The following is a 22898-nucleotide window of genomic DNA, read 5'->3' on the forward strand; positions in this document are numbered from 1 at the left end:
GCACGCTCGCCGCGGAGCGGCGATCCGCCGCTGTCGCGGCGTCAGTCCTCGGCTTCCCGACGCTGCATCGCCCGCCAGATCTCCTCGGCAACCGGCGCGGCGAGCGCCTCGAGGATCTCCCGACGTCGCATGCCGTCGGCCATCATCCGGCGCGCCTCGTGCCACGTCTCGGGCGGCTCGTCGTTCCACAGCCGCGTGATGACCACCTGCAGCAGGGCGACGCGCAGCCGCGGGTTCACGCCGTCCACCAGCTCGTCGGACACCGGGTCGTTCAACACCCGCTGGTACGCCCGCGGCTGCTCGCCCACGATCAGGAGCATGAGGTCGTCCTGGTCGGCCGGATCCAGATCGGTGAAGCGCTCGCCGTCGATGGTCGCCTCGCGGCAGGGCATGGCGAAGCGGCGACGCTCGGCCTCGGTGTCGGGCGGCACCGTGCCAGGGATGTGGGTGGCGTCCCAGAGGTCCTCCGGCTCGTCACCGAGCTCGTCGCCCCAGTCCTCCTCGGGCCAGGGGCCGTCCTCGGAGGCCAGGCCAGGGGCCACGCTCAGGAGCCGGTCGGTCGCCTCGAGCAGGACGTCGACGGCGTACGTGGGCAGCCCCAGCCGCCGGGCCGCCCAGTCGTTCCACCCCATCAGCGCGAGACCGAACGCGTCGAGCTGCTCAGGATCCAGCTCGGCGGCGTGACGGCGGACGAGGAGCTCCGTCAGCCCAGGCCCCACCCGCAACGGCCGGCCGCCGCACTGATTACCCGCGCGGGCGAACTCCTCCGCCCAGTCGCGCACCGCCTCCCGGTCGGCGGCGAGCCGCCGAGCCTCGGGCGCGCCGAGGAACTCCTCCACCAGCGCGCCGATCTCGGCCGCGGGCACGGCCGGCGCATCGGCGTCGCCGTCGCCACCGAAGGTCCGCAGGCGGGCGGCCACGATCGGCCAGGTCGACCAGAAGTCCTCGTCCGGTCCCCGCCACGCAACGTCCTCCCGCTGCATCGCCAGCGCGCGGGCCAGGCCAGCCGCGGCGAGGTCGTGCGCTCGGCCCGGGGAGACCTCCTCGACCTCCGTGATCCCGTTCGATGCCGCAGCATGCTCGTGCAGGCGTGCGCGTGCCTCGGTCACGTCCTCCACGAGGAACGCCGACTCCGTCCACACACCTGGCCCGTTGAAGTCCAGCTGCACCATCAACCCGTGGCGGCCCACGGGCGCGACCCGGTCGAACTCGAGCAGGAGGCTCGCCTGGTCGCCGAAGACGTCGGCCGCCTGCAGGCACCGGACGAGGCGGGCGGTCCCGAGGGTCTCCGACCACGGCGGGGGCGGCAGGGTCGCTTCCAGCTCGGCGGCGACGCGCGCCGCGCGATCGCGCAGCTCGGGTTGTGGGAGCAGCTCCGCGAGAACCAGGGCGACCGCGAGGGCCTCCGGTGTGGCGAGCCGGGCACAGGTCTCGACGAGCCCGCCCCATGGCGCGTCGGCGTCCTCCTCGCCCCATGGTGCCGCGAGGAGCTCGCCGAGGTTTGCGGCCAGCGCCAGCTCCGCCTCCAGCGGATCCGCGCCGGCCTCCAGGACCTGACCGCCCAGCAGCGTGACCAGCTTGCCCTCGTCGTCGCGGCGCCGCGGCGCCCGGCGCGTGGGACCCGAGCGGTCGGGCTTGCGCTTCCGTCCTCTGCTCTTCGGGCTCATCGCGCCATGGTGGCACGCTGCCGGGCGGCCCGGCAGGCGTCGTCCCCAGGGCCCGCGGGTCATCAGGCTGGGCGGCGAGCACCGCCGCAGGGTCGCGGGCACACTGGACCGTGAGCCACCGGAGCCGCGTGGCGCGCCAGGGTCGGCTCCGCCAGGAACCGAGAGGACCCCCGTGCCCAACCGTCTCGCCGCCGCGACCAGCCCGTACCTGCTGCAGCACCAGGACAACCCGGTGCACTGGCAGGAGTGGGGCGAGGCGGCCTTCGCCGAGGCCCGCGAGCGCGGCGTGCCGATCCTCCTCTCCGTCGGCTACGCCGCCTGCCACTGGTGCCACGTCATGGCCCACGAGTCCTTCGAGGACGAGGCGGTGGCGGCGGCGGTCAACCGCGACTTCGTCGCCGTCAAGGTCGACCGGGAGGAGCGCCCCGACGTCGACGCGGTGTACATGCAGGCCACCACCGCGCTGACCGGGCAGGGCGGCTGGCCGATGACCTGCTTCCTCACCCCCGACGGCGAGCCCTTCTACTGCGGCACCTACTTCCCCCGCGCCCAGTTCCTCCAGCTGCTCGCCAGCGTCACCGACGCGTGGACGACCCGCCGGGAGGAGGTCCTCGCCTCCGGCGGGCGCATCGCGGCCTTCCTCGACGCCGGCCTCGACACCGGCAGCCCGGCCGCCCTCGACGCCGCCGCCCTGGACGCCGCGGCGGCCCGCCTCGGTGCCGGGTTCGACGCCCGCCACGGCGGCTTCGGCGGGGCGCCGAAGTTCCCGCCGTCGATGGTGCTCGAGTTCCTCCTGCGCCACCACGCCCGGACCGGTGCGCCGTCGTCCCTGGCGATGGCCGCCCGCACCTGCGAGGCGATGGCGCGCGGGGGCATCTACGACCAGCTGGCCGGCGGCTTCGCCCGCTACTCCGTCGACGCCGGCTGGGTGGTGCCGCACTTCGAGAAGATGCTCTACGACAACGCCCAGCTGCTGCGGGTGTACGTGCACCTGTGGCGGGCCACGGGCAGCGCGCTGGCGGCGCGGGTGGCGCGCGAGACGGCGGAGTTCCTCCTGCGCGACCTGGCCACGCCCGAGGGCGGCTTCGCCTCCTCCCTCGACGCCGACGCCGGCGGGCACGAGGGCCTGACGTACGTGTGGACCACCGCCCAGCTCGTCGACGTGCTCGGCCGGGAGGACGGCATCCGGGCCGCCCGGCTCCTCGCCGTCAGCGACCACGGCTCCTTCGAGCGCGGCACCTCCACCCTCCGGCTGCCCGAGGACCCCGACGACGGCGCCTGGTGGGCCGACGCGCGCGCCCGGCTGCTGGCCGCCCGCGCGGACCGGCCCCAGCCGGCGCGCGACGACAAGGTCGTGACCTCCTGGAACGGGCTGGCGATCGCCGCCCTGGCCGACGCCGCCACGCTGCTGGCCGAGCCGCGCTACCTGGCCGCGGCGCGCCGGTGCGCCGAGGTCGTGCTGACCACGCACCTGGTGGACGGGCGGCTGCGGCGCGCCTCCCGCGGCGGCGCCGTCGGGCGGGCGGCCGCCGTCGCGGACGACCACGGCGACCTGGCCGAGGGGCTGCTGGCGCTGCACCAGGCCACCGGCGAGCCGCGCTGGCTGGAGGCGGCGGGGCAGATCCTCGAGACGGCCCTGACCCGGTTCGCCGACCCGGCGGGCGGGTTCTTCGACGTCGCCGACGACGCCGAGCGGCTGGTGGCCCGGCCGAAGAACCTCGCGGACAACGCCGAGCCGGCGGGCACCTCCGCCCTCGCCGGGGCGCTGGTGAGCTACGCCGCGCTGACCGGCTCGCCCCGCCACCGGGAGGCGGCCGAGGCCGCACTGGCGGCCGCCGGCACGCTGGCCCAGCAGGAGCCCCGGTTCGCCGGCTGGACCCTCGCGGTGGCGGAGGCGGCGCTGGCCGGCCCGCTGCAGGTCGCCGTCGTCGGCGGGGACGACGCGCGGGAGCTGGCCGGCGTGGCGCGGGCCAGCACCTCCCCCGGCCTGGTGGTCGTCGCCGGGGCGCCGGACGCCCCCGGCGTCCCGCTGCTGGCGGACCGCCCCCTCGTCGACGGCAGCGCCGCGGCCTACGTGTGCCGCGGGTTCGTCTGCGACCGGCCGGTGACGACGCCGGCGGAGCTGGAGGCGGCCCTGGGCGCGGCGCCGCTCGCCCGGCGCGACCAGGCGTAGGCGTACCGGCGCAGGCGGTCGGCCCAGGGGTAGGTCGCCAGCCCGTCGGGGCAGTGCCGCACGGGGTCGAACCGCAGGTCGGCGTCGGGGTGCCGGCCGGGCCGCCAGGTCAGCACGCCGAGGGGCTGCCACGGCCCGCGCGGCGAGGCCCAGCGCAGGACCAGGCGGCCGGGCACGCCGGTGGGGACCGCGCCGACCAGCACGGGACCGGCCGGGGAGGCGAACGGCATCAGCGAGCCGAACGCGCCGCCGAGCGGCCGGGGCCGGGCGGTCAGGAGGTACCGGGTCCACCGGCCCGTCCCGGTGGAGGCGAGCAGGAGGTCGTTCGGGCCGCCGCGCCCGCGCCAGCGCAGCGCCAGCCCCTGGACGTCCGGCAGGGGCGCCGGGAGCCCGACGGCGCGGGAGAACCGGGCGGTGACGTCCAGGACGGCGCGCTCGCCGAGCACGCCGAGAGCGGTGCCGGCCCCGGCGAGCTCCATCCGGGCCGGCACCACCGCCCCGCGGGGGTGCAGCGGCTTCCCGTGCCGCAGCGCGGCGACGGCGGCGAGCCCGGCGCCCAGGCCCATGCTGACGACGGCGGCGGCGGCGGCGGCGACCACGAGGGACGCACGCCCCCGCCTGCGCGGTGCCGGGCGCGCGGACGAGCGAGCGGCGGCCGTCGCAGGTGCGGGCATGGGGCCACGGTGCGGCACCGGGGCCGGCGGGGCAACCCGGAGGCGCGACCCGCCCGGCGCCGTCGCCCGCGCCGCCCGGGCCCCCGCGCACGCCCCCGTCCCCGGGGGCCTGGACTCCGGATGCGTCCGGCACCAGCGGCTCGCATCCTGGCTGGGTTGGCGCATCGGGGAGGAGACATGGGAACCGATCGCACGTCGCCCCTCGCCGGGATCACCCGCGGCATCGAGGACAACCGCAAGCTCGACGCGGCGGTCCGCGCCCTGAAGCCGGTGGCCGACGGCCTGGTGGCGAACCCCTCCGTCCGGGACCTCCTGCACGGCCATTGGCTCGGCCACGCCCTGCACCCGCTGCTCACCGACCTGCCGCTCGGGATGTGGATGAGCTCCATGGCCCTCGACCTCACCGGTGGCCCCGCCGCCCGGCCGGCGTCGTCGCGGCTGCTCGGTCTCGGCGTCCTCGCGGCGGTCCCGACGGCGGTCACCGGCCTGGCCGAGTGGGCGGTCGCGGACACCCGGAGCCAGCGGGTGGGCATCACCCACGCCACCGCCAACTCCGTGGCGCTGACCTGCTTCGCCGCCTCCTGGGTGGCGCGCCGGGCCGGCCGCCACGACCAGGGGGTGGCCCTCAGCCTGGCGGGCGGGCTGGTGTCGGTGTGGGGCGGCTACCTCGGCGGGCACCTGACGCTGGCCCGCAAGGTCGGCACCTTCGACCCGGCGACCGCCGGCGACGGCGACACCTCGGTGACCGTGCCGTCCGACGGTGCGGCACCGGTGACCGCGTCGGGAGCGGGCATCGAGACCGGTGTCAGCTGAGGAGCTGCGGGCGGCGGCCGGCCTCAGCGACCTGCCGGGGCTGATGGAAGGGGCCAAGCGCGTCTACCACGAGGCGTTCGACCCCGGACGGGTCTGACGGCTCACCTCGCCGAGGTGGACCGGCGGCCCGGCCTGCCGGCCGGGCCGCCCGCCCCACTATCACGCCCCGCCGGTGCCCGGCGGCCCCTCGTGGTGCTGCTTGCGCTCGACCCGCTCGCGCACCACCGCCGCCCGCCCCTTGGCCTCCGGCCCGCCGTAGGCGGACTGGAGGACGCTCTGGTTCGGCGGGGTGGTGTCGAGGGCGGCGACCTCCGGGTGGTGCAGGTCGAAGGCCGGGCGCTCGGAGCGGATGCGCGGCAGGAAGTGGAAGTTGTGCCGCGGGAACGGCGAGTCGGTGGCCCACTCGAGGGAGTTGCCGAACCCCCACGGGTCGGCGACGAACACCGTGCGCGGGCCGCGCTGGGTGATGTAGACGTTCCACAGGAACGGCAGGGTGGACAGGGCGATGATGAACGCCCCGACGGTGGAGATCTGGTTGTAGAGGGTGAACCCGTCCTCCGGCATGTAGTCGGCGTACCGCCGCGGCATGCCCTGCACGCCCAGCCAGTGCTGGATCAGGAACGTCATCCAGAAGCCGATGAACAGCAGCCAGAAGTTCCACTTCCCGAGCTTCTCGTTGAGCATCCGGCCGGTGAACTTCGGCCACCAGAAGTAGAAGCCGGAGTACATCGCGAACACCACGGTGCCGAAGACGACGTAGTGGAAGTGGGCGACGACGAAGTAGGTGTCCTGGACCTGGAAATCCATCGTCGGGCTGGACAGGATGATGCCGGTCAGGCCGCCGAAGAGGAACGTGGCCAGGAAGCCCAGCGCGAAGAGCATCGCCGACTCGAAGCTGATCTTGCCGCGCCACATGGTGCCGACCCAGTTGAAGAACTTCACCCCGGTGGGCACGGCGATCGCCATGGTCAGCAGGGAGAAGAAGTTCAGCATCACGGCGCCGGTGGTGAACATGTGGTGCGCCCACACGGTCATCGACAGGGCCGCGATGGCGATGGTGGCGAAGACCAGGCCCTTGTAGCCGAAGACCGGCTTGCGGGAGAAGACCGGCAGGACCTCGGTGATGATCCCGAAGAACGGCAGGGCGATGACGTAGACCTCGGGGTGGCCGAAGAACCAGAACAGGTGCTGCCACAGCAGCGCCCCGCCGAAGTCGGGGTTGTAGATCTGCGCGCCGATCACCCGCTCGAGGCCGAGACCGAACAGGGCCGCCGCCAGCACCGGGAACGCCATGAGCACCAGCAGCGACGTGACCAGCGTGTTCCAGGTGAAGATCGGCATCCGGAACATCGTCATGCCGGGCGCGCGCAGCGTGACGATCGTGGTGATGAAGTTGACCGCGCCGAAGATCGTCCCGAACCCGGTCATCGCCAGGCCGAAGACCCACAGGTCACCGCCCAGGCCGGGCGAGAACATCTCGGTCGACAGCGGGGTGTAGGCGGTCCAGCCGAAGCTCGCCGCACCCTTCGGGGTGAGGAACCCTCCGACGACGAGCAGGCCGCCGAACAGGTACAGCCAGTAGGCGAACATGTTCAGCCGGGGGAAAGCCACGTCCGGCGCGCCGATCTGGATCGGCATGAGGACGTTCGCGAAGCCGCTGAACAGCGACGTCGCGAACAGGAACATCATGATCGTGCCGTGCATCGTGAAGAGCTGGTTGTACTGCTCGTGCGACTGCACGAGCTGCAGCCCGGGCTCGAACAGCTCCATGCGGATGAGCAGGGCGAGCACCCCGCCGATCATGAAGAAGATGAACGAGGTGATGAGGTACAGGTAGCCGACGACCTTGTGGTCGGTGGAGGTGATCCACTTGACGATCGTCCTGCCCAGGTGCTGCCGCTGCGGCGGCAGACCGGGCACGGCCTCGATCCGCGGACCGGTGATGGTGGCCATCAGCGCACCACCTGGCGCTCGGCGGGAGTCAGGACAGCAGCCATGCTGATCACCTCGCGGTGTGGCGCGCCCCCGGCACCGTGGTGCCGAGCCCCCGCCACCGGTTGGGCGAATGCTCAGGTCTTCCCACTCTACGAGCCGCGGGGTGCCCCGCAACGTGGGGAACCGCGGTCCGATGACGGGAGCGTAGCGCCGCCAGTCGGCGGGCGGAATGGGGACCCGGATCCCGCTGGAAACCGCCGTTCGCGCTCCGGAACGAGGCGCATCGCCGGTGCCTGCGCCGTCCGGCTCCCGCCCGGACGGGCACCCGCCCTGCGCCGGCGCTCAGGCCGGCCGGGCCAGCTGGGCGACGGCGCCGGCAAACACGCCGGGCAGGACCCGGGCGGCCGGCACGATCACGCGGCGCACCGGCGCCACGGCGGTGGCCGTGACCAGCGCCTGGGTCAGCAGGCGGTAGCGGCGCACGATCCGGCGCCAGTCCGCCTCGTACGCCGCCGGGCGGCCCGCGACCAGCGCGGCGACGGCCGCCTCCGCCTGGGCCAGGGCGAGAGAGACCCCCTCGCCGGTGAGGGCGTCGACGTACCCGGCGGCGTCCCCGACGAGCAGCACCCGGCCCGCGACCCGGGCGCGCGCCCGCTGGTGCAGAGGCCCGGCCCCGCGCACCGTCGAGGTCGGCGCCCCCAGCCGCTCGCGCAGCGCCGGGAACGCGGCGAGCTGGGCGGCGTAGGGCTCGCGCCGGCTGGTGAGGAGCGCGATGCCGACCTCGGCGGGCCCCACCGGGGTCACGTAGGCCTCGGCGTGCTCGGCCCAGTGCACCTCGACGTGGTCGGTCCACGGGGCGACGGCCACGTGGCGGCGCAGGCCGTAGCGGCGCCGGCCGGACGCCGGCGCGTCCAGCCCGAGGCCGCGGCGCAGCGGGGAGTGCAGCCCATCGGCGGCGACGAGGTAGCGCGCCCGGGTGCCGTCGACCGCGACGCCGTCGTCGTCCTGGCACACCTCCCCCACCCGCCGTTCCTCCACCGCCACCCCGGCCGCGGCCACCGCCGCGCGCAGGGCCTCGTGGAGGGCGGTGCGCCGCACCCCGCGCCCGGGCGGGCCGGGGAATCGGGCCTCGGCCGCGGCCGCACCGGCGACGTAGCGGATGCCGCGCAGCGGCTGCCCGGGCGGGTCGAGCCCCAGCCGGGCGAGGCGCTCGACGGCGCCGGGCATGAGGCCCTCGCCGCAGGCCTTGTCGATGGCGCCGGGCCGCGGCTCGCGCACGACGACGGACAGTCCGGCGGCGGCGGCGTGCAGGGCGGTGGCCAACCCGGCGGGACCGCCCCCGGCGACGACGACGTCGAGCATCACGCCGGCCCCCGGGCCGGGCCGCCGGGTGCCTCCCCCACGGCGCGGGCGGGCGCCCCGCCCGCCGCGGGGGCCGCGGCGCCCAGCGCCCGGTTCTCGGCACGGATGCGGACGGTGAGCAGCACGGCGTTGGCGACGGTGAAGACGGAGGCGGTGATCCAGGCCGAGTGCACCAGCGGCAGCGCGAAGCCCTCGACGACCACCGCGACGTAGTTGGGGTGGCGGAACCACCGGTACGGGCCCCGGGCCACGAGCGGCAGGCCGGGCACGACGATGATCCGGGTGTTCCAGCGGGGCCCGAGGGTGGCGATGCACCACCAGCGCAGCCCCTGGGCGGCGAGGGTCAGCGCCAGCATGGGCCAGCCCAGCGCCGGGACGAACGCCGGCTGGCGCCACCACACCTCGACCAGCGCACCCACGAGCAGCGCGGTGTGCAGGACCACCATGACGGGATAGTGCCCGCGCCCGGTCTCCACCCCGCCGCGGGCGAAGCTCCAGCGGGCGTTGCGGGTGGCGACGACCAGCTCGGCCACCCGCTCGAGCCCGACGAGGAGCACGAGCGCGGTGAACCACGCGGCCGAGGTCATGCCCGCAGCAGGACGAGCTCGGCGCTGAAACCCGGGCCCATCGCCATCATCACGCCCGGCGAGCCGGGCTCCGGCGGGCGGCGGTCGAGGGTGTCGCGCAGGATGTGCAGCACCGACGCCGAGGACAGGTTGCCCACCCGGCGCAGGGACTCGGTGGTCAGGGCGAGCGCGTCGGCGTCCACGCCGAGGGTCTCGGCCAGGGAGTCGATGACCTTCGGCCCGCCCGGGTGGCACACCCACCACCCGACGTCCTCGACGCCGAGCCCGTGCTCGCCCAGGAAGGCGGCGACGTCGGCGCCGATGCGGTCGCGCACGAGCGCGGGCACCTCCGCGCCGAGGACGATCTTGAAGCCGTTGGCGCCCACGTCCCAGCCCATGACGGCCTCGGTGCCCGGGTAGAGGTGGCTGCGGCTGGCCCGCACGGTGGGGACGCCGGCGCCGGAGCCGTCCGGGCCGGTGGCAAGCGGGTGCTCCGGCCCGACGGCGAGCAGCGCGCCGGCGCCGTCGCCGAACAGGCCCGAGGCCACGAGGTTGGCGGTCGAGGTGTCCTGGCGCTGGATGGTCAGCGAGCACAGCTCGACGGCGACGAGCGCGGCGACGGCGCGCGGGTGGCCGAGGAGGTAGTCGTGCAGGCGGGCGGTGCCGGCCGCCCCGGCCATGCAGCCCAGCCCGAGCATCGGCACGCGCACGACGTCCCCGCGCAGCCCCACCCGGGCGGCGATGCGGGCCTCCAGCGAGGGCACGGCCAGGCCGGTGATCGTGGTCGAGACGATGAGGTCGACGTCGGCCGGGGTCAGCCCGGCCCGGTCGAGGGCGCCGGTGAGGGCGCGCGAGCCCAGGTCCACGGCCGCCTCGATGAAGGCGTCGTTGGCGGCGGTGAAGCCGGCGAGGGCGGCGTAGCGCTCCAACGGCAGGGCGAGGTGGCGGTGGTCGACGCCGGCGCTGGCGTGCACCCGGCGCAGCAGCGCGTGGGTGCGGCCCTCGGCGCCGATCATCCCGGCGACGGCGTCGGTGACGTCGCCCTGGGCGTAGCGGTGCTCGGGCAGCACCGCCTCCACCGCCACGAGGTGCGTCATCCCGGCAGCGTATGGGCGCCGGACGCCGGGCGCGCCGCGAACGGTGGCCGTCATCCGCGGGCGGCGAGCATGACGACGTCGACGAGGGCCAGGGCCATCGCGGCCCGGAAGGGTGCCTTGCCCCCGGCGCGCAGCGCCCCGGCGGCGCCCGCCACCACCCCGGCGAGCACCGCCCACGCCCACCCGGGGGTCGGGCCCGCGGGGCCGAGGACGATGACGGCGGTGGCCGCCACGAGACACCCGAGGGCGAGCAGCCCGCTGGCCCGGGCGCCGAGGCGGTGCGGGAGCCCGCGCACGCCGGTGGCGGCATCGTCGGCGAGGTCTGGCAGCACGTTGAGCAGGTGCGCGCCCAGCCCGAGCAGGCTCCCGGCCGCGACCATCCAGGCCGGCGGCAGCCGGACCGGGTCGCCGGCCAGCCACACCCACACCGGCAGCGCGCCGAAGGCGACGGCGTAGGGCAGGAACGACCACGCGGTGCGCTTGAGGCCGAGGTTGTACGCCCAGCCCGAGCCGACGCCGAGCACGAGGTGGACCAGCCCGGAGAGCAGCCCGGCGGCCAGCGAGGCCACCGCGCACACCGCCAGGACGACCGCGAGCGCGCGGCGCACGACCGCGCGGGGCAGCACGCCGGTGGCGATCGGCTTGTCGGTGCGGCCGACGCGGGCGTCCCGGTCGGCGTCGAGCAGGTCGTTGGACCAGCCGATGGACAGCTGCCCGGCGAGCACCGCGGCGGTGAGGACCACCCCGGTCACCGGCGGCAGGCCGGCGACGACGACGAGCACGGCCACCACCGAGGTCACCGCGACCGTGGGCGCGAGGTGGCACGCCCGCAGCAGCGCCAGCGTCGTCGCCATGCGGGCCACCCTGGCACCGTCACGCCGCGGCGGGAAGAGGCCGCAGGCTCACAACGACGCCGGGTCGAGCACGACGACCTTGTCGTCCCCGGGGCGCGGCTGCCCCCGGAAGGTGTTCGACGTCAGCAGCCACAGGTCGTGCCCGGCCGGGTCGACCGCGACGTCCCGCAGCCGGCCGTAGGTGCCGTCGAGCAGGCGCTCGGGCCGGCCGGCGACGCCGCCGGGCACGGGCACCCGCCACAGCGACTGCCCACGCAGCGCCGCGAGGTAGACGGCGTCGTCGAGCACGGCGATGCCGCTGGGCGAGGCGTCGTCGGTGGGCCACTGCACGAGCGGGTCGACGAACCGCGGGGCACCGCCGCGGCCCTCGACGACCGGCCAGCCGTAGTTGGACCCCGGCGTGATGAGGTTGAGCTCGTCCCACGTGTCCTGCCCGAACTCGCTGGCGTACATGCGCCCGGCGCCGTCCCAGGCGATGCCCTGGACGTTGCGGTGCCCCAGCGTCCACGCCGGTGAGCCGGGGAAGGGGTTGCCCGGGGCGGGGTGGCCGTCCTGGTCGATGCGGAGGATCTTCCCGCCCAGGGAGTCCAGGTCCTGCGCGTGCGCCCGGACGCCGGCGTCGCCGGTGGTGACGTAGAGGTCCCCGTCCGGGCCGAAGGCGAGGCGCCCGCCGTTGTGGAAGGTGCCCCGGGGGATGCCGGAAAGGATGACCGTGTCCGGGGTGAGGGAGTCGCCATCGAGGTGCATGCGGAGCACGCGGTTCTCCCCCGCGGCGCTGAGGTAGACGAAGACCCGCCCGTCCTGGGCGAAGGTGGGCGAGACGGCGATCCCCAGGAGGCCGCCCTCCCCGGTCGGCGCCACGCCGGGAACGGTGCCGACGGTGCGCGGCTTCTCGCCGTCGACCAGACGGACGACCTCGCCGCGGTCGCGCAGGGTGACCAGCGCCGAGCCGTCCGGCAGGAACGCGAGCCCCCACGGCACGTCCAGGTCGGTCGCCACCACCCGGGGCGCCACGGGGGCCGCGGGCGACGCCGGCGCGCCCGACGGCGATCCGGCCGACGGAGACGGGGTGGGGGCCGCCGTCGTCGGTCCGGGCGGCGTGCCACCGCTCCCGGCGCACCCGGCGAGGGCGAGCACGCCGGCGAGGACGACGGCGAGCAGCGACCGACCGGGGGGCCCACCCATCGCGCGCATGCCTCATTGTCCCGGCGTCGCACCGCCCCGGTGGGAGGATCGGGCGGTGAGGATCTGGTCCCTGCACCCGCGCTATCTCGACCGGCAGGGGCTGACGGCGTGCTGGCGCGAGGGGCAGGTCGCGCACGAGTGGGGGCACCTGGCCGCCAAGCTCGCCGCGCGCAGCCCGGCGCGGGCCGCGGCCCAGCGCGACGTCACCCCGGCCGTGCACCCGCTCTTCGTCGTCGTGCCCGGGCCGGTGGAGGCGTGGGAGCGAGTGTGACGGCGCACACGCCTACGCTCGATCCATGGTCGGAGCGGTGCCGTACCTGAGCTATCCGGATGCGGCCCGAGCCATCGCCTGGCTGCAGGGGCTCGGGTTCGCGACGACGACCCGGCAGGACGCGCCCGACGGCCGGGTCGCGCACTGCGAGCTGCGCCTGGACGAGGCGGTGCTCATGGTGGCCAGCGACGACGCCGCCTACACCGTCCCGCCCCTGCGCGGGTCGTCCACGGGCGCTGGCGTCTATCTGACGACGGAGGACGTGGACGGCCTGTTCCGGCGGGCCGTGGCCGCCGGGGCGGTCCCGGTCATCGAGCCGGAGGACACCGGATGGGGCTCCCGGCGAGCGCGCGTCCTCGACCCGTGCGGCCGCGAGTGGAGCTTCGGCTCCTACCGGCCCGGCGGGGCGGCATCGGCGTAAGGGCTCACGCTCGCCGCCCTGCGGCGCAACAATGGCGCATGGCGCGCCTGACCCGATGGGCCCCGGCGGCGGCGCTCGCCCTCGCCGCCGGCCTCCTCGTGGGCTTCGTGCTCGCGATCCGCTCCGGCGGCCCGCGGACGAAGCGGGCGGTACGCGCCCTCGTCAAGCGCACGGTCAACCCGGTGATGCTGTTGCTGGCCGGCCGTCGGCACTGGTACGCCGCGGTCCTGCGGCACACCGGGCGCCGGTCCGGGCGGGCCTACGCCACGCCGGTGGTCGCCCTCCCGGCCGGCGACGCGTTCGTCATCCCGCTGCCCTACGGCGAGCACGTCGACTGGCTGCGCAACTGGCGCGCCGCGGGCCGGGCCACGCTCGTCCTGGACGGCGTCACCTACGACGTCGGCGCCCCCGAGGTGGTCGACGCCTCGGGCGTGGCCGCCCTGGTCGACGAGCGCCACCGCCGCGCCTGGCGGTGGTACCGCATCGAGACGTTCGTCCGGGCCCCTCGCACCGCTGCTCCCGCCGTCGTCGGGAGCGCGGCCCGCCCGCCGCTCGCGCCATGACCCCGGTCAGGTCAGCGCCGCCCAGATGAGCAGCTGCGTGACGCAGAAGCCGGTGACGAGGTTGAGCCACAGGAAGCGGCGCCAGCCGGCGTGCGCCTCCTCGCAGCGCTCGTCGGGCAGCGACCGGAACGGGGCGATGCTGACGACGTAGGGGACGACCAGCACGGCGGCGAGCCGGGCCGGCCAGCCCGCGGCCAGCATGACGAGCCCGGCGGCGGCGTACAGCGCCATGGCGGCCCGCACCGTCCGCGCCGCGCCCAGCCAGGTGGCCACCGACCCGATGCCGGCGGCCCGGTCGGCGCCGACGTCCTGCACCGCGCCGAAGGCCTGGGACGCCATGCCCCACAGGAAGAACGCCACCAGGACGGCGACCGCCGTCGCGCTCGCCGGCGCCCCGACGAGGACGAGCCCGAACAGGGCGGGGCTGACGAAGTGGGTGCTCGAGGTGACCGAGTCCAGCCCCGGCCGCTCCTTGAACCGCAGGCCCGGCGCGGAGTAGGCGATCACCGCGAACACGCTCACCGCGAGCACCGCGGTCGAGGCCGGCGAGCCGAGCGCGACGAGCGCGACGAGGAAGGGCACGTTCGTCACCGCGGCGGCCACGAGGGTGAGCCGGTGCAGGCGGCGGTCGAGGACGACCCCCTCGATGCCGCCCTTGCGCGGGTTGCGCAGGTCGGACTCGTAGTCGAAGACGTCGTTGACCCCGTACATGAGCAGGTTGTACGGGACGAGGAAATAGAGCGTGCCGACCACCCACGCCACCGTGACCCCGCCGCCGGAGGCGAGGTAGGCGGCGGCGAAGGGGTAGGCGGTGTTGATCCAGCTCACCGGGCGCGAGGCGCCGAGCAGCTGGCGGAGCGCCCCGCTCACCGCTCCTCCCCCGCCGGGGCCTTCGCCGGGCGCAGCAGCTCCGCCAGCGCCGGCAGCAGCAGCGCGGCGGCGAGGGGCCAGGCGAGGTCCTCGACCGGCGCGAGCAGCAGCCGGGGCCCGGCCAGCGCCGCGGGGTCGTACCGGAACAGGTCCGCGGCGATCATCACGCTGTCGAAGACGACGGTGAGGACGAGCAGGACGACGGCGACGACGCCGGTGCGCGCCCACCAGCCCAGCCCGAGCCGGCGGCGCCAGGTGGCCACCGCCGCGACCGCGGCCGCGACGAGGAGGAACAGGACGGCGAGTCCGACGTAGGTCACCGGGCCTCCTCGTCGGCCGCCGGACCGGCGCCGTCGTGCGCACCCGCCCGGGCCACCCGGCCGCCGTCGTGCGCACCCGCCCGGGCCACCCCGCCGCCGTCGTGCGCACCCGCCCCGGCGACCCGGCCGCCGTCGTCCGACCGCGCGCCGCGCGCCCGCGCGACGACGTCGACCAGGCCCCGCAGCACCAGGGTGAGGTAGCAGAGGAACACGATGAAGAACAGCTCCTCCAGCGGCAGCTCGGGCGCGAGCAGCACGCCGGTCATCCCCGCGCTGCCGCCGCGCTCGTAGAAGCCCGCCGAGATCGCCGCGACGTCCCACAGGAGGAACAGCGCCGTGCCGACCGCCACGACGACGGCGCCCCGGCGCGCGTCCGCCCACAGCACCAGCCGCCACCGGCGGTCGAGGAGCGCCAGGCAGCCCAGCGCCGCGAGCAGCGTGGCGAGGTAGAGCCAGCCGGTCATCGCGGCACCGCCACCGGCGCGGGCGCCGGGCGGGCCGCCGCGCGCACCCGCTCGGCCATGATCTCGGCGCTGATGAGGCACATCGGCAGCCCGACGCCGGGGATGGTGCTCGACCCGGCGTAGTACAGCCCGGCGACCTTCTTCGAGGCGTTGCCGGCCCGGAACATCGCGCTCTGGCGCAGGGTGTGCGCCGGGCCGAGCATCCCGCCGCGCCAGGCGTTGAGCCCGGACGCGAAGTCCGCCGGGCCGATGGTGCGCCGCACGACGATGCGCTCGCGCAGGTCCGGCACGCCGGCCCAGCGGGCGATCTGATCGATGGCCGCGTCGGCGATGGCCTCGACCACCGGCCCGCCGCGGCCGGCGATGCCGCCGCCGCCGATGCTCACGTCGGCGGGCACGGGCACGAGGACGAAGAGGTTCTCGTCCCCGGGCGGGGCCACCGAGGGGTCCGTCGCCGAGGGTTTGCACACGTACGCCGAGGCGGGGGCGGGCACCCGGCCGCCGAAGACGTCGTCGAAGTTCGCCCGCCAGTCCCGGGTGAAGAACAGCGAGTGGTGCGCCAGCGTGGGCAGCCGCCCGCGCACGCCGAGGAGGACGAGCACGGCTCCGGGCCCGGAGGTGCGCCGGTCCCACCACTCCTGGGGGAAGGTGCGCAGCCAGGGCGGCAGCAGCGCGGTCTCGACGTGGTGGAGGTCGGCGGCCCCGACGACGACGTCGGCGGCGAGCTCGTGCTCGGTCCCGGTGGCGTCGGTGTACCGCACGCCGCTGACCTGGGCGCGCCCCTTCCCGGGGCGGGTGGTGATGGCGGTGGCGGTGCACCCGGTGTGCAGCCGGGCGCCCTGGGCGGTGGCGAGCGCGGCGACGACCTCGATGAGCCGGGCGAAGCCGCCCTGGGGGTAGAGCACGCCGCCGGTCAGGTCCAGGGCGCTCATGAGGTGGTACATGCTCGGCGCCCGGTCCGGGGAGGAGCCGAGGAAGACCGCGGGGTAGCCGAGGATCTGGCGCAGCCGCGGGTCGGTGACGTGCGCGGCGGCGAGGTCCTCCAGCGGGCGGAGCAGCAGCGGCCCCAGCCGGTGGGCGTGGCGCAGCACATCGGGTGCCAGGAAGGGCCGCAGCGAGGTGAAGCTGGTGTAGAGGAACCGGCGCAGGGCCAGGTCGTAGGTGCGCCGGGCCGAGGCCAGGTAGCGCTCGAGGCCGGCGCCGGCGCCCGGCTCCAGCCGCTCGAAGGTCGCCACGTTCGCGGCGGCGTCGGCCAGGATGTCCACCGGCTCGTCGTGCCCCTCGAAGAAGACGCGGTACGCCGGGTCGAGCGGCACGAGGTCGAGCTGCTCGGCGGCGGTGGTCCCCAGCTGCCGGAAGAAGTGGTCGAACACCTCCGGCATGAGGTACCACGACGGGCCGGTGTCGAACCGGAACCCGCCGGCGCTCCACGACCCGGCGCGCCCGCCCAGGTCGCTGCGCTGCTCGAGCAGGTCGACGGCGTAGCCGTCGCGGGCGAGCAGCGCCGCGCCGGCGAGGCCGGCGATGCCGCCGCCGACGACGACGGCGCGAGGGGCGGTTGCGGTCATCGGCGTTCCTCCAGGACGGCGCGGAGCAGGATGCGCGCCTTGACGAGGTCGGGCACCCGGACGCGGGTGCGGGTCAGGCGCGCGGCGGGGGTCGCCCGCAGCCGCCGGGCGAGCTCGGCGAACAGGTCGTGGGCGGCGCGCACGGCGCGGCGGCTGCTCGCGGGCAGGCGCGGGATGACCGCGCGGGCGGCGGCCAGGTCGGCGGCGACGTCGTCGAGCAGGACGTCGCGGCAGGCGTCGTCGAGCCGGTCGACGTCCACGCCGGGGAAGTAGCTGCGGCCGCGCAGGTCGTGGTCCTCGGCGAGGTCGCGCAGGAAGTTGATCTTCTGGAACGCCGCGCCGAGCCGGGCGGCGCCGTCGGCGAGCTCGGCGTAGGCCCGCTCGTCGCCGGGGAGGAACACCCGCAGGCACATGAGCCCGACCACCTCCGCCGAGCCGTGGACGTACTCGGCGAAGGAGCCGGCGTCGTGCGCGGTGACCGCCAGGTCCGCCCGCATCGAGGCGAAGAACGGCTCGACGAGGTCGGGGCCGATGCCGCACCGGCGGGCGGTGAGCGCGAAGGCGTGGACGACGAGGTTGGCGCTGTGGCCGGTGCGCAGCGCCTGGTAGGTCTCCTCCTCCAGGACGGTGAGCAGGTGGGCGCGCTGCTCGGCGGGCCACTCCCCCGGCGCGTCGACGATCTCGTCGGCCACGCGCACCAGGGCGTAGACGTTGCGCACGTGGGTGCGCACCGGCTCGGCGAGCAGCCGGGTGGCCCACCCGAAGGAGGTGGAGTAGCCGGCGATGACGACGGCGGCGCTGGCCTGGGCGACGGCGTCGTACCGGGCCGCGGCGTCGTCCCGGGCGGCGGGGGGCGGGCGGCGCCGCACCGCGGGGGCGCTCATGCCACCCGTGCCAGGCCGGCGGTGGTGGCGGCGATCCAGCCGCCGAGGTCGGCGCCGAGGTCCAGCGGCTCGGCCACCGCCCGGGCGGCCTCGCCGTAGCTGGCCGCGAGGTCCTCGATGAACCGGCGCGACCCGGCCGCCGTGAGCAGCTCGCGCACCCGCGCCGCCGCGGCGGCGTCGATGGCCGGGTCGCCGACGTAGGGCGCCAGCTCGGGCCACCACGGGGTGGTGCGGGCGTGGGCGATCAGCGGGGTGCACTTGCCCTCGCGCAGGTCCGACAGGGCGGGCTTGCCGGTGACGGCCTCCTCCCCGAAGACCCCGTCGAGGTCGTCGCGCAGCTGGAAGGCGACGCCGAGCAGGCGCCCGAGCTCGCCGAGCCGGGCGGTGACGGCCTCGTCCGCCCCGGCGAGCACGGCGCCGGCCTGCAGGGGCAGCTCGAAGGAGTACACGGCGGTCTTGTGCTCCTCCATGGTCAGGATCTCCCCCAGGTCCGCCCCGCCGGTCAGGCTGAGGCGGACGTCGGCCAGCTCCCCGGCGGCGCTGATCCGCAGCGCCCGTTCGAGCAGGTCCAGCAGCCGGCGCACGGTGGGGGGCGGGGCGCCGCACAGGGCGACCGTGCGCACCGCCCCGGCCAGGGCCAGGTCGCCGGCGAGGAGGCCGGCGACGTCGCCGTAGTGCTCGGCGCGCGCCGGCGCGGCCCCGGCCCGGCGGGCGCGGTCGGCGAAGGTGCCCGAGACGTTGGGGCGCCCCCGGCGGGTGCGGTCGCCGTCGATGACGTCGTCGTGCACGACGAAGGCGGTGTGGAGCAGCTCCATGGCGGCGGCCACCTCCGCCGCCGCGGCGGCCTCGGTGCCGCCCAGGGCCTCGTGGACGGACAGGAGGAGCAGCGGGCGGAAGCGCTTGCCGCCGTCGGCCGCGCGCTCCAGCGCGGCCCACAGCTCGGCGTCGTGGGCGTCCACGCCGCCGCGGCGGGCGGCGAGGAAGCGGTGCAGGGCGGCGTCGGCGCGCGTCGGACGGGCGTGGCCGGGCGTGACGCCGTTCGCCCCGCGCGGGGCGCCGCCGTCGGGCCCGGCAGTCATCCGGCCACCCCCAGGGTGTCGCCGGTGGGCAGGTCCCCGTCGCCCAGGCCGTGCACGAGCTCGACGAGGGCGGGGCTCAGCGCCCAGGGCGCGGCCACGACGGCGCGGCCCAGCTCCTCGGGGTCGACCCACCGGTGCGCGAGGACGCGGGCCGGGTCGGGGTCGCGCCGGCCGGTGACGGAGGCGAGGTAGACCCCGCGGGCCGCCACGGAGGCCGGCCGCACGCACACCGGCTCGACGAGGGTGAGGCCGAGGTCCTCGCGGCCCTGCCGGGCCACCGCCTGGGTCATCGGCTCGGCGGGGCGGGCGCGGCCGTCGAAGGCGTGGCTCCACAGCCCCGGCCAGGCCCGGCGCACGAGCAGCACCCGGCCGGCGCCGTCGATGACGAAGCACGCGAAGCTGCGGACGTCGAGCACCGGCGGCGGCGCCGGACGGTGCGGAGCGGTGGTGGTCATTGCTCCTCCTGGGTGGGCCGGTGTGAAGGAGATTACTAGCCAGGCTAGTTAAATGCTAGGTGAGATTTCCGGTGGTAACCTCGGCCGCATGGCCGACGCCCCGCGCTACTGGTACGCCGACGGTGAGCAGACCGTCGCCGTGCTGCAGGCGCTGCGGCGGTTCCGCCGCTCCGACGAGGAGATGCGCCGGCGGATGAGCGCCGACATGGACATGAACGTCACCGACCTGCAGGCGCTGCAGGTCGTCATCGCCGCCGAGCGGACCGAGAGCCCGGCGACGCCGCGCATGCTGGCCTCGCGGCTGCGGATCTCCACCGCCTCGACGACGAAGCTGCTGGACCGGCTGACCGCCTCCGGGCACCTCGTGCGCTCGCCCCACCCGCGCGACCGGCGCTCCCTGGTGGTGCGGGCCACGGCCCACGCGCACGCGGAGGTCCGCGAGCGCCTCGGGCACATGCACGAGCGGATGGGCGAGATCGCGGCGGCGGTTCCCGAGCACTGCCGGCCGGCCGTGGCCGACTTCCTCCTTGCCATGGCCGAGGAGCTCGACCGCACCGGCACCGTGGCCCCGCTGACGCCGTCCCCGCGGCCGCCCGCCCCCGACGCCGGCGCGGCCGGGTCGTAGGGCGGCGCCGGATGGGACGCGGCCCGGTCGTGCGACGCCGCGCTCAGACCCGGGCGAGCACGGCGGTGAGCGGGGCGGGCACCTGTGCCGGGTCCAGCGCGGCCACCAGCAGCGCGGCGTAGCGCGCCTTGCGCCCGGACCGCACGCCCAGGAAGCGGCGCAGCACCGCCTCGCGGGTCCAGGTGCGCTGGGCGGGCATGCCGGCCAGGAGCCGCAGCGAGCGCGTCTCGCCGGCCGCGGCGATGACGTCCTCGACGGCCGCCGCGCCGAGCGCGCGGATGAGCTCGTCCTCCAGGTCCGCGGTGCACGCGAAGAAGCCCAGGGCCGGCAGCGCCCCGGGCTCGAGGGCGTCGGGCAGGCCGGCCGCGGCCAGGCCGCGCCGCAGGTGGGCCTCCTCGGGGGCGTCGTAGAGCCCCGCGAGGGGCAGGTCCAGCCCGCGGGGCCCGTAGCGCGCGGCGAACGCGCGCGTGTTGGTGATGCCGCCCATCGCGACGACCTCGACGCCGTCGGCGGCGAGGTCCCGTCCGGTGCGGGCGGCGAGGGTGAGCAGCGCCGTCCGGTCGCTGTTCCCCTCCACCAGCACGACTGCCCGCGGTGTCGCCACTCCCCCATTGCGGGGCCGGCGCGGCCGGCCGTCAACTGTTTTCTCCGTCGCGGAGCCCGTGGGGGCCCGGCGCTCCCCCGCCGGCCGCGGTCCCGGCCCGGGGCGGCGCCGGCCCGGGCCCGCGGGAGCGGGCCGCGGCCTCGGCCTCGGCCGCCCGGGCGATGTTGCGCTGCATGCCGCCGAAGACGATGCCGTGGAAGGGGCAGACCGCCCACCAGTAGAGCTGGCCCAGCAGGCCGCGCGGGTGGTAGATCGCGCGTTGCCGGAAGACCGTGGCGCCGTCGTCGGTCTCGACACCCAGCTCGAGCCAGGCCAGGCCCGGCAGGCGCATCTCGGCGCGCAGGCGCAGCAGCCGGCCCGGCACGATCTTCTCCACCCGCCACCAGTCCAGCGCGTCGCCGACGGCGAGGTGGTGGGGGTCGCGCCGCCCGCGGCGCAGGCCCGGGCCGCCGAAGACGCGGTCCATGACGCCGCGGGCCACCCAGCCCAGGCGCCAGGAGTACCACCCGTGGGCGCCGCCGATGCCCTCGATGACCGACCACAGCGCCTGCGGGTCGGCGGACACGACGCCGGCGCGCTCGTCCACCTCCAGGCTGCCGCCGGCCCAGTCCGGGTCCTCCGGCAGCGGGTCGGACGGCGCCCCCGCCGTCGACGCCGAGCGCCAGGAGGTGCGCACGTCGAACTCGCGGATCTTGGCCAGCGCCAGCTCCACGGCCCGGTCGAAGCCGACGAGGCCCTCCGGCGGGTCGGGCACGTAGGTCTTGATGTCCTGCTCCTTGACCACGACCTCGTGGATCAGCGAGCCGACCAGGGGGCGGGCGATGCCGGCCGGGACCGGCGTGACCAGGCCGACCCACAGGCTGGCCAGGCGCGGGGTGAGCACCGGGACGGCGCGGATGACCCGCGGGGGCAGGCCGGCCACGGCGGCGTAGCGCTGCATCATCTGCCGGTAGGTCAGGACCTCGGGGCCGCCGATGTCGAAGGCCCGGCTCACCTCCGGCGGCATCGCGGCGGAGCCGACGAGGTAGCGCAGCACGTCGCGCACGGCGATCGGCTGGATGCGGTTCTCGATCCAGCGCGGCGCCACCATGGCCGGCAGCCGCTCGGTGAGGTAGCGCATCATCTCGAACGAGGCGCTGCCCGAGCCGATGATCACCGCGGCCTGCAGCACCGTGGTGGGCACGCCGCTGGCGAGGAGGATCTCCCCGACCTCGCGGCGCGACTCCAGGTGCGGGGAGAGCTCCTCCCCGGCGGGGTGCAGGCCGCCGAGGTAGACGATGCGCCGCACGCCGGCCTCGCGGGCGGCCACGGCGAAGCGGCGCGCGGTGGCACGGTCGCGCTGCTCGAAGGTGGCGCCGGCGCCGAGGGCGTGGATGAGGTAGTAGGCGACGTCGACGCCCGCCAGCGCGCGGTCCAGGTCCTGCGGGTCCGTCGCGTCGGCCGCGACGACCTCCACCCGCTCGCGCCAGTCCCGGCCCTCGAGCCGCTCGGGGTGCCGGGCCATGGCCCGCACCCGATAGCCGGCGTCGAGGAGCTCGGGCACCAGCCGCCCGCCGATGTACCCGGTGGCTCCGGTGACCAGGGCGAGGGGCGCGGCGGCGTCGGCGCTCATCCGTTCAGTCTGCGGCGGGTGCGGGCACCGCGCGAGCGGGTGCGCCCCCAGCGTCCGGGGCCGGATCGGCGGGGACGCGCCGCTGCCAGGGCCACCAGGCCGCCCGGCCGATGTCGTGGACGACGCCGGGCACGAGCAGGGTCCGCACGACGAAGGTGTCGACGAGGACGCCGGCGGCCACGATGAAGGCGAGCTGGACGAGGAAGAGCAGCGGGATGACGGCCAGGGCGCTGAACGTGGCGGCCAGGACCAGCCCGGCGGAGGTGATGACGCCGCCGGTCACGGCCAGGCCGCGCTGCACCCCGGCCCGGGTGCCGTGGGCGAGGGACTCCTCGCGCACCCGGGTCATGAGGAAGATCGAGTAGTCGATGCCCAGCGCCACGAGGAAGACGAAGCCGTAGAGCGGGACGGCGGCGTCGGCGCCGGGGAAGCCGGCGACGTGGTTGAACACCAGCGCCGCGAGCCCCATGGTGGCGCCGAAGGACAGCACGTTGGCCGCCAGCAGCACCAGCGGCGCGATCAGTGCCCGGAGCAGCAGCACGAGCATGACGAAGATGACGAGCAGGACCACCGGGATGATCGTGCGCAGGTCGTGCGCGGCGGTCTGCTGGGTGTCCAGGCGCTGCGCGGCCGCGCCGCCGACGAGGGCGCCGGGGTCGACGGCGTGCACCGCCTCGCGCACGTCGGCCACGGTGGCCACCGCCGCCTGGGACTCGGCGGCGTCGGCGGTGACCACCTGGACCTGGACCTTGCCGTCGACGACGAGCGGCTCGGCGGCCGCGCCCGCGGGCCCGCCCGGCCGGCCGCCGGACCCGCCCGGCGCGCCGCCACCGGGC

Annotated in this window: 24 protein-coding genes; 6 read left to right on the forward strand and 18 right to left on the reverse strand. The window is 76.4% G+C overall.

What is annotated here, in order from left to right; genetic code table 11:
- Positions 1 to 41: 41 nt before the first annotated feature.
- Positions 42 to 1667 (reverse strand): hypothetical protein, encoded by a 1626-nt coding sequence (locus GD970_RS09095; protein WP_152202566.1) that lies wholly within the window; start codon positions 1665 to 1667, stop codon positions 42 to 44.
- 172 nt (positions 1668 to 1839) lie between these two features.
- Between GD970_RS09095 and GD970_RS09100 the strand changes: the two genes are divergently transcribed.
- Positions 1840 to 3840: a thioredoxin domain-containing protein gene (locus GD970_RS09100; protein ID WP_152202567.1), complete on the forward strand. Its 2001-nt coding sequence runs from the start codon at positions 1840 to 1842 to the stop codon at positions 3838 to 3840.
- On the opposite strand, the gene GD970_RS09105 is transcribed toward GD970_RS09100, so the two are convergent.
- Positions 3738 to 4514, reverse strand: a complete 777-nt coding sequence (locus GD970_RS09105; protein ID WP_193314910.1) for a hypothetical protein — start codon at positions 4512 to 4514, stop codon at positions 3738 to 3740. The two genes, GD970_RS09100 and GD970_RS09105, sit on opposite strands and share 103 nt — an antisense overlap.
- Positions 4515 to 4691: 177 nt before the next feature.
- Between GD970_RS09105 and GD970_RS09110 the strand changes: the two genes are divergently transcribed.
- Positions 4692 to 5327, forward strand: a complete 636-nt coding sequence (locus GD970_RS09110; RefSeq protein ID WP_152359819.1) for a DUF2231 domain-containing protein — start codon at positions 4692 to 4694, stop codon at positions 5325 to 5327.
- A 159-nt stretch (positions 5328 to 5486) separates the two neighbouring features.
- Here the strand turns inward: GD970_RS09110 and ctaD are convergent, their stop codons facing one another.
- The 6 genes from ctaD to GD970_RS09140 form a co-directional block, all read right to left on the reverse strand.
- The gene (gene ctaD / locus GD970_RS09115; RefSeq protein WP_152202568.1) at positions 5487 to 7280 is read right to left on the reverse strand and encodes an aa3-type cytochrome oxidase subunit I; all 1794 of its coding nucleotides are present in this window, start codon (positions 7278 to 7280) and stop codon (positions 5487 to 5489) included.
- Between the two features lie 324 nt (positions 7281 to 7604).
- On the reverse strand, positions 7605 to 8624 hold the full coding sequence (locus GD970_RS09120; RefSeq protein WP_152202599.1) for an NAD(P)/FAD-dependent oxidoreductase: 1020 nt from the start codon (positions 8622 to 8624) through the stop codon (positions 7605 to 7607).
- Positions 8624 to 9211, reverse strand: coding sequence for an isoprenylcysteine carboxyl methyltransferase family protein (locus tag GD970_RS09125; protein ID WP_152202569.1), 588 nt, complete (start codon positions 9209 to 9211; stop codon positions 8624 to 8626). The genes GD970_RS09120 and GD970_RS09125 overlap by 1 nt, the downstream gene beginning before the upstream one ends.
- Positions 9208 to 10287 carry a type III polyketide synthase gene (locus tag GD970_RS09130; protein ID WP_152202570.1) on the reverse strand — a complete coding sequence of 360 codons (1080 nt, stop codon included), beginning with the start codon at positions 10285 to 10287 and terminating at the stop codon, positions 9208 to 9210. Before GD970_RS09130 ends, GD970_RS09125 begins: the two co-directional genes overlap by 4 nt.
- Positions 10288 to 10337: 50 nt before the next feature.
- Positions 10338 to 11141: a UbiA family prenyltransferase gene (locus GD970_RS09135; protein WP_152202571.1), complete on the reverse strand. Its 804-nt coding sequence runs from the start codon at positions 11139 to 11141 to the stop codon at positions 10338 to 10340.
- A 48-nt stretch (positions 11142 to 11189) separates the two neighbouring features.
- Positions 11190 to 12326 carry a PQQ-dependent sugar dehydrogenase gene (locus tag GD970_RS09140; RefSeq protein ID WP_152202572.1) on the reverse strand — a complete coding sequence of 379 codons (1137 nt, stop codon included), beginning with the start codon at positions 12324 to 12326 and terminating at the stop codon, positions 11190 to 11192.
- 55 nt (positions 12327 to 12381) lie between these two features.
- Here GD970_RS09140 and GD970_RS09145 point away from each other — a divergent pair, with 55 nt between their 5' ends.
- Genes GD970_RS09145 through GD970_RS09155 form a run of 3 tightly spaced genes read left to right on the forward strand, consistent with a single transcriptional unit; the run spans position 12382 to position 13581 of the window.
- Positions 12382 to 12597, forward strand: a complete 216-nt coding sequence (locus GD970_RS09145) for a pyrimidine dimer DNA glycosylase/endonuclease V (RefSeq protein ID WP_152202573.1) — start codon at positions 12382 to 12384, stop codon at positions 12595 to 12597.
- A gap of 25 nt (positions 12598 to 12622) precedes the next feature.
- The gene (locus GD970_RS09150) at positions 12623 to 13018 is read left to right on the forward strand and encodes a VOC family protein (RefSeq protein WP_152202574.1); all 396 of its coding nucleotides are present in this window, start codon (positions 12623 to 12625) and stop codon (positions 13016 to 13018) included.
- Between the two features lie 38 nt (positions 13019 to 13056).
- On the forward strand, positions 13057 to 13581 hold the full coding sequence (locus GD970_RS09155) for a nitroreductase/quinone reductase family protein (RefSeq protein WP_152202575.1): 525 nt from the start codon (positions 13057 to 13059) through the stop codon (positions 13579 to 13581).
- 6 nt (positions 13582 to 13587) lie between these two features.
- On the opposite strand, the gene GD970_RS09160 is transcribed toward GD970_RS09155, so the two are convergent.
- From GD970_RS09160 to GD970_RS09190, 7 genes are read right to left on the reverse strand one after another with little or no spacing between them, the layout of a single operon-like run.
- Positions 13588 to 14451, reverse strand: coding sequence for a prenyltransferase (locus tag GD970_RS09160; protein ID WP_152202576.1), 864 nt, complete (start codon positions 14449 to 14451; stop codon positions 13588 to 13590).
- A complete protein-coding gene (locus tag GD970_RS09165; protein ID WP_152202577.1) occupies positions 14448 to 14771 on the reverse strand; it encodes a lycopene cyclase domain-containing protein in 324 nt (107 codons plus the stop codon). Before GD970_RS09165 ends, GD970_RS09160 begins: the two co-directional genes overlap by 4 nt.
- On the reverse strand, positions 14768 to 15235 hold the full coding sequence (locus tag GD970_RS09170) for a lycopene cyclase domain-containing protein (RefSeq protein ID WP_152202578.1): 468 nt from the start codon (positions 15233 to 15235) through the stop codon (positions 14768 to 14770). Before GD970_RS09170 ends, GD970_RS09165 begins: the two co-directional genes overlap by 4 nt.
- Complete coding sequence (gene crtI / locus GD970_RS09175) at positions 15232 to 16803, reverse strand: phytoene desaturase family protein (protein ID WP_152202579.1); 1572 nt, start codon at positions 16801 to 16803, stop codon at positions 15232 to 15234. The genes GD970_RS09170 and crtI overlap by 4 nt, the downstream gene beginning before the upstream one ends.
- Positions 16800 to 17687 carry a phytoene/squalene synthase family protein gene (locus GD970_RS09180; RefSeq protein ID WP_152202580.1) on the reverse strand — a complete coding sequence of 296 codons (888 nt, stop codon included), beginning with the start codon at positions 17685 to 17687 and terminating at the stop codon, positions 16800 to 16802. The genes crtI and GD970_RS09180 overlap by 4 nt, the downstream gene beginning before the upstream one ends.
- On the reverse strand, positions 17684 to 18766 hold the full coding sequence (locus GD970_RS09185) for a polyprenyl synthetase family protein (RefSeq protein ID WP_152202581.1): 1083 nt from the start codon (positions 18764 to 18766) through the stop codon (positions 17684 to 17686). The genes GD970_RS09180 and GD970_RS09185 overlap by 4 nt, the downstream gene beginning before the upstream one ends.
- On the reverse strand, positions 18763 to 19221 hold the full coding sequence (locus GD970_RS09190) for an NUDIX domain-containing protein (protein WP_152202582.1): 459 nt from the start codon (positions 19219 to 19221) through the stop codon (positions 18763 to 18765). The genes GD970_RS09185 and GD970_RS09190 overlap by 4 nt, the downstream gene beginning before the upstream one ends.
- Positions 19222 to 19309: 88 nt before the next feature.
- On the opposite strand from GD970_RS09190, the gene GD970_RS09195 reads away from it, so the two are divergent.
- The gene (locus GD970_RS09195) at positions 19310 to 19846 is read left to right on the forward strand and encodes a MarR family winged helix-turn-helix transcriptional regulator (RefSeq protein ID WP_152202583.1); all 537 of its coding nucleotides are present in this window, start codon (positions 19310 to 19312) and stop codon (positions 19844 to 19846) included.
- Positions 19847 to 19889: 43 nt separating this feature from the next.
- On the opposite strand, the gene GD970_RS09200 is transcribed toward GD970_RS09195, so the two are convergent.
- From GD970_RS09200 to GD970_RS09210, 3 genes are all read right to left on the reverse strand, one after another.
- Positions 19890 to 20450, reverse strand: coding sequence for a TOPRIM nucleotidyl transferase/hydrolase domain-containing protein (locus tag GD970_RS09200; RefSeq protein ID WP_152202584.1), 561 nt, complete (start codon positions 20448 to 20450; stop codon positions 19890 to 19892).
- A gap of 31 nt (positions 20451 to 20481) precedes the next feature.
- On the reverse strand, positions 20482 to 22062 hold the full coding sequence (locus GD970_RS09205) for an SDR family oxidoreductase (protein WP_152202585.1): 1581 nt from the start codon (positions 22060 to 22062) through the stop codon (positions 20482 to 20484).
- A 4-nt stretch (positions 22063 to 22066) separates the two neighbouring features.
- On the reverse strand, positions 22067 to 22898 hold an 832-nt coding region (locus tag GD970_RS09210; protein WP_152202586.1), incomplete at its 5' end, for an MMPL family transporter.

The organism is Georgenia thermotolerans (assembly GCF_009193185.1).
Taxonomy (GTDB): Bacteria; Actinomycetota; Actinomycetes; order Actinomycetales; family Actinomycetaceae; genus Georgenia; species Georgenia thermotolerans.

What these genes read in the sequence shown, in the direction of transcription:
- GD970_RS09095 (WP_152202566.1), bottom strand. Translation starts at nt 1,667, where the DNA reads ATGAGCCCGAAGAGCAGAGGACGGAAGCGCAAGCCCGACCGCTCGGGT.
- GD970_RS09105 (WP_193314910.1), bottom strand. Translation starts at nt 4,514, where the DNA reads ATGCCCGCACCTGCGACGGCCGCCGCTCGCTCGTCCGCGCGCCCGGCA.
- GD970_RS09110 (WP_152359819.1), top strand. Translation starts at nt 4,692, where the DNA reads ATGGGAACCGATCGCACGTCGCCCCTCGCCGGGATCACCCGCGGCATC.
- ctaD (WP_152202568.1), bottom strand. Translation starts at nt 7,280, where the DNA reads ATGGCCACCATCACCGGTCCGCGGATCGAGGCCGTGCCCGGTCTGCCG.
- GD970_RS09120 (WP_152202599.1), bottom strand. Translation starts at nt 8,624, where the DNA reads ATGCTCGACGTCGTCGTCGCCGGGGGCGGTCCCGCCGGGTTGGCCACC.
- GD970_RS09125 (WP_152202569.1), bottom strand. Translation starts at nt 9,211, where the DNA reads ATGACCTCGGCCGCGTGGTTCACCGCGCTCGTGCTCCTCGTCGGGCTC.
- GD970_RS09130 (WP_152202570.1), bottom strand. Translation starts at nt 10,287, where the DNA reads ATGACGCACCTCGTGGCGGTGGAGGCGGTGCTGCCCGAGCACCGCTAC.
- GD970_RS09135 (WP_152202571.1), bottom strand. Translation starts at nt 11,141, where the DNA reads ATGGCGACGACGCTGGCGCTGCTGCGGGCGTGCCACCTCGCGCCCACG.
- GD970_RS09140 (WP_152202572.1), bottom strand. Translation starts at nt 12,326, where the DNA reads ATGGGTGGGCCCCCCGGTCGGTCGCTGCTCGCCGTCGTCCTCGCCGGC.
- GD970_RS09150 (WP_152202574.1), top strand. Translation starts at nt 12,623, where the DNA reads ATGGTCGGAGCGGTGCCGTACCTGAGCTATCCGGATGCGGCCCGAGCC.
- GD970_RS09155 (WP_152202575.1), top strand. Translation starts at nt 13,057, where the DNA reads ATGGCGCGCCTGACCCGATGGGCCCCGGCGGCGGCGCTCGCCCTCGCC.
- GD970_RS09170 (WP_152202578.1), bottom strand. Translation starts at nt 15,235, where the DNA reads ATGACCGGCTGGCTCTACCTCGCCACGCTGCTCGCGGCGCTGGGCTGC.
- crtI (WP_152202579.1), bottom strand. Translation starts at nt 16,803, where the DNA reads ATGACCGCAACCGCCCCTCGCGCCGTCGTCGTCGGCGGCGGCATCGCC.
- GD970_RS09180 (WP_152202580.1), bottom strand. Translation starts at nt 17,687, where the DNA reads ATGAGCGCCCCCGCGGTGCGGCGCCGCCCGCCCCCCGCCGCCCGGGAC.
- GD970_RS09185 (WP_152202581.1), bottom strand. Translation starts at nt 18,766, where the DNA reads ATGACTGCCGGGCCCGACGGCGGCGCCCCGCGCGGGGCGAACGGCGTC.
- GD970_RS09190 (WP_152202582.1), bottom strand. Translation starts at nt 19,221, where the DNA reads ATGACCACCACCGCTCCGCACCGTCCGGCGCCGCCGCCGGTGCTCGAC.
- GD970_RS09195 (WP_152202583.1), top strand. Translation starts at nt 19,310, where the DNA reads ATGGCCGACGCCCCGCGCTACTGGTACGCCGACGGTGAGCAGACCGTC.
- GD970_RS09205 (WP_152202585.1), bottom strand. Translation starts at nt 22,062, where the DNA reads ATGAGCGCCGACGCCGCCGCGCCCCTCGCCCTGGTCACCGGAGCCACC.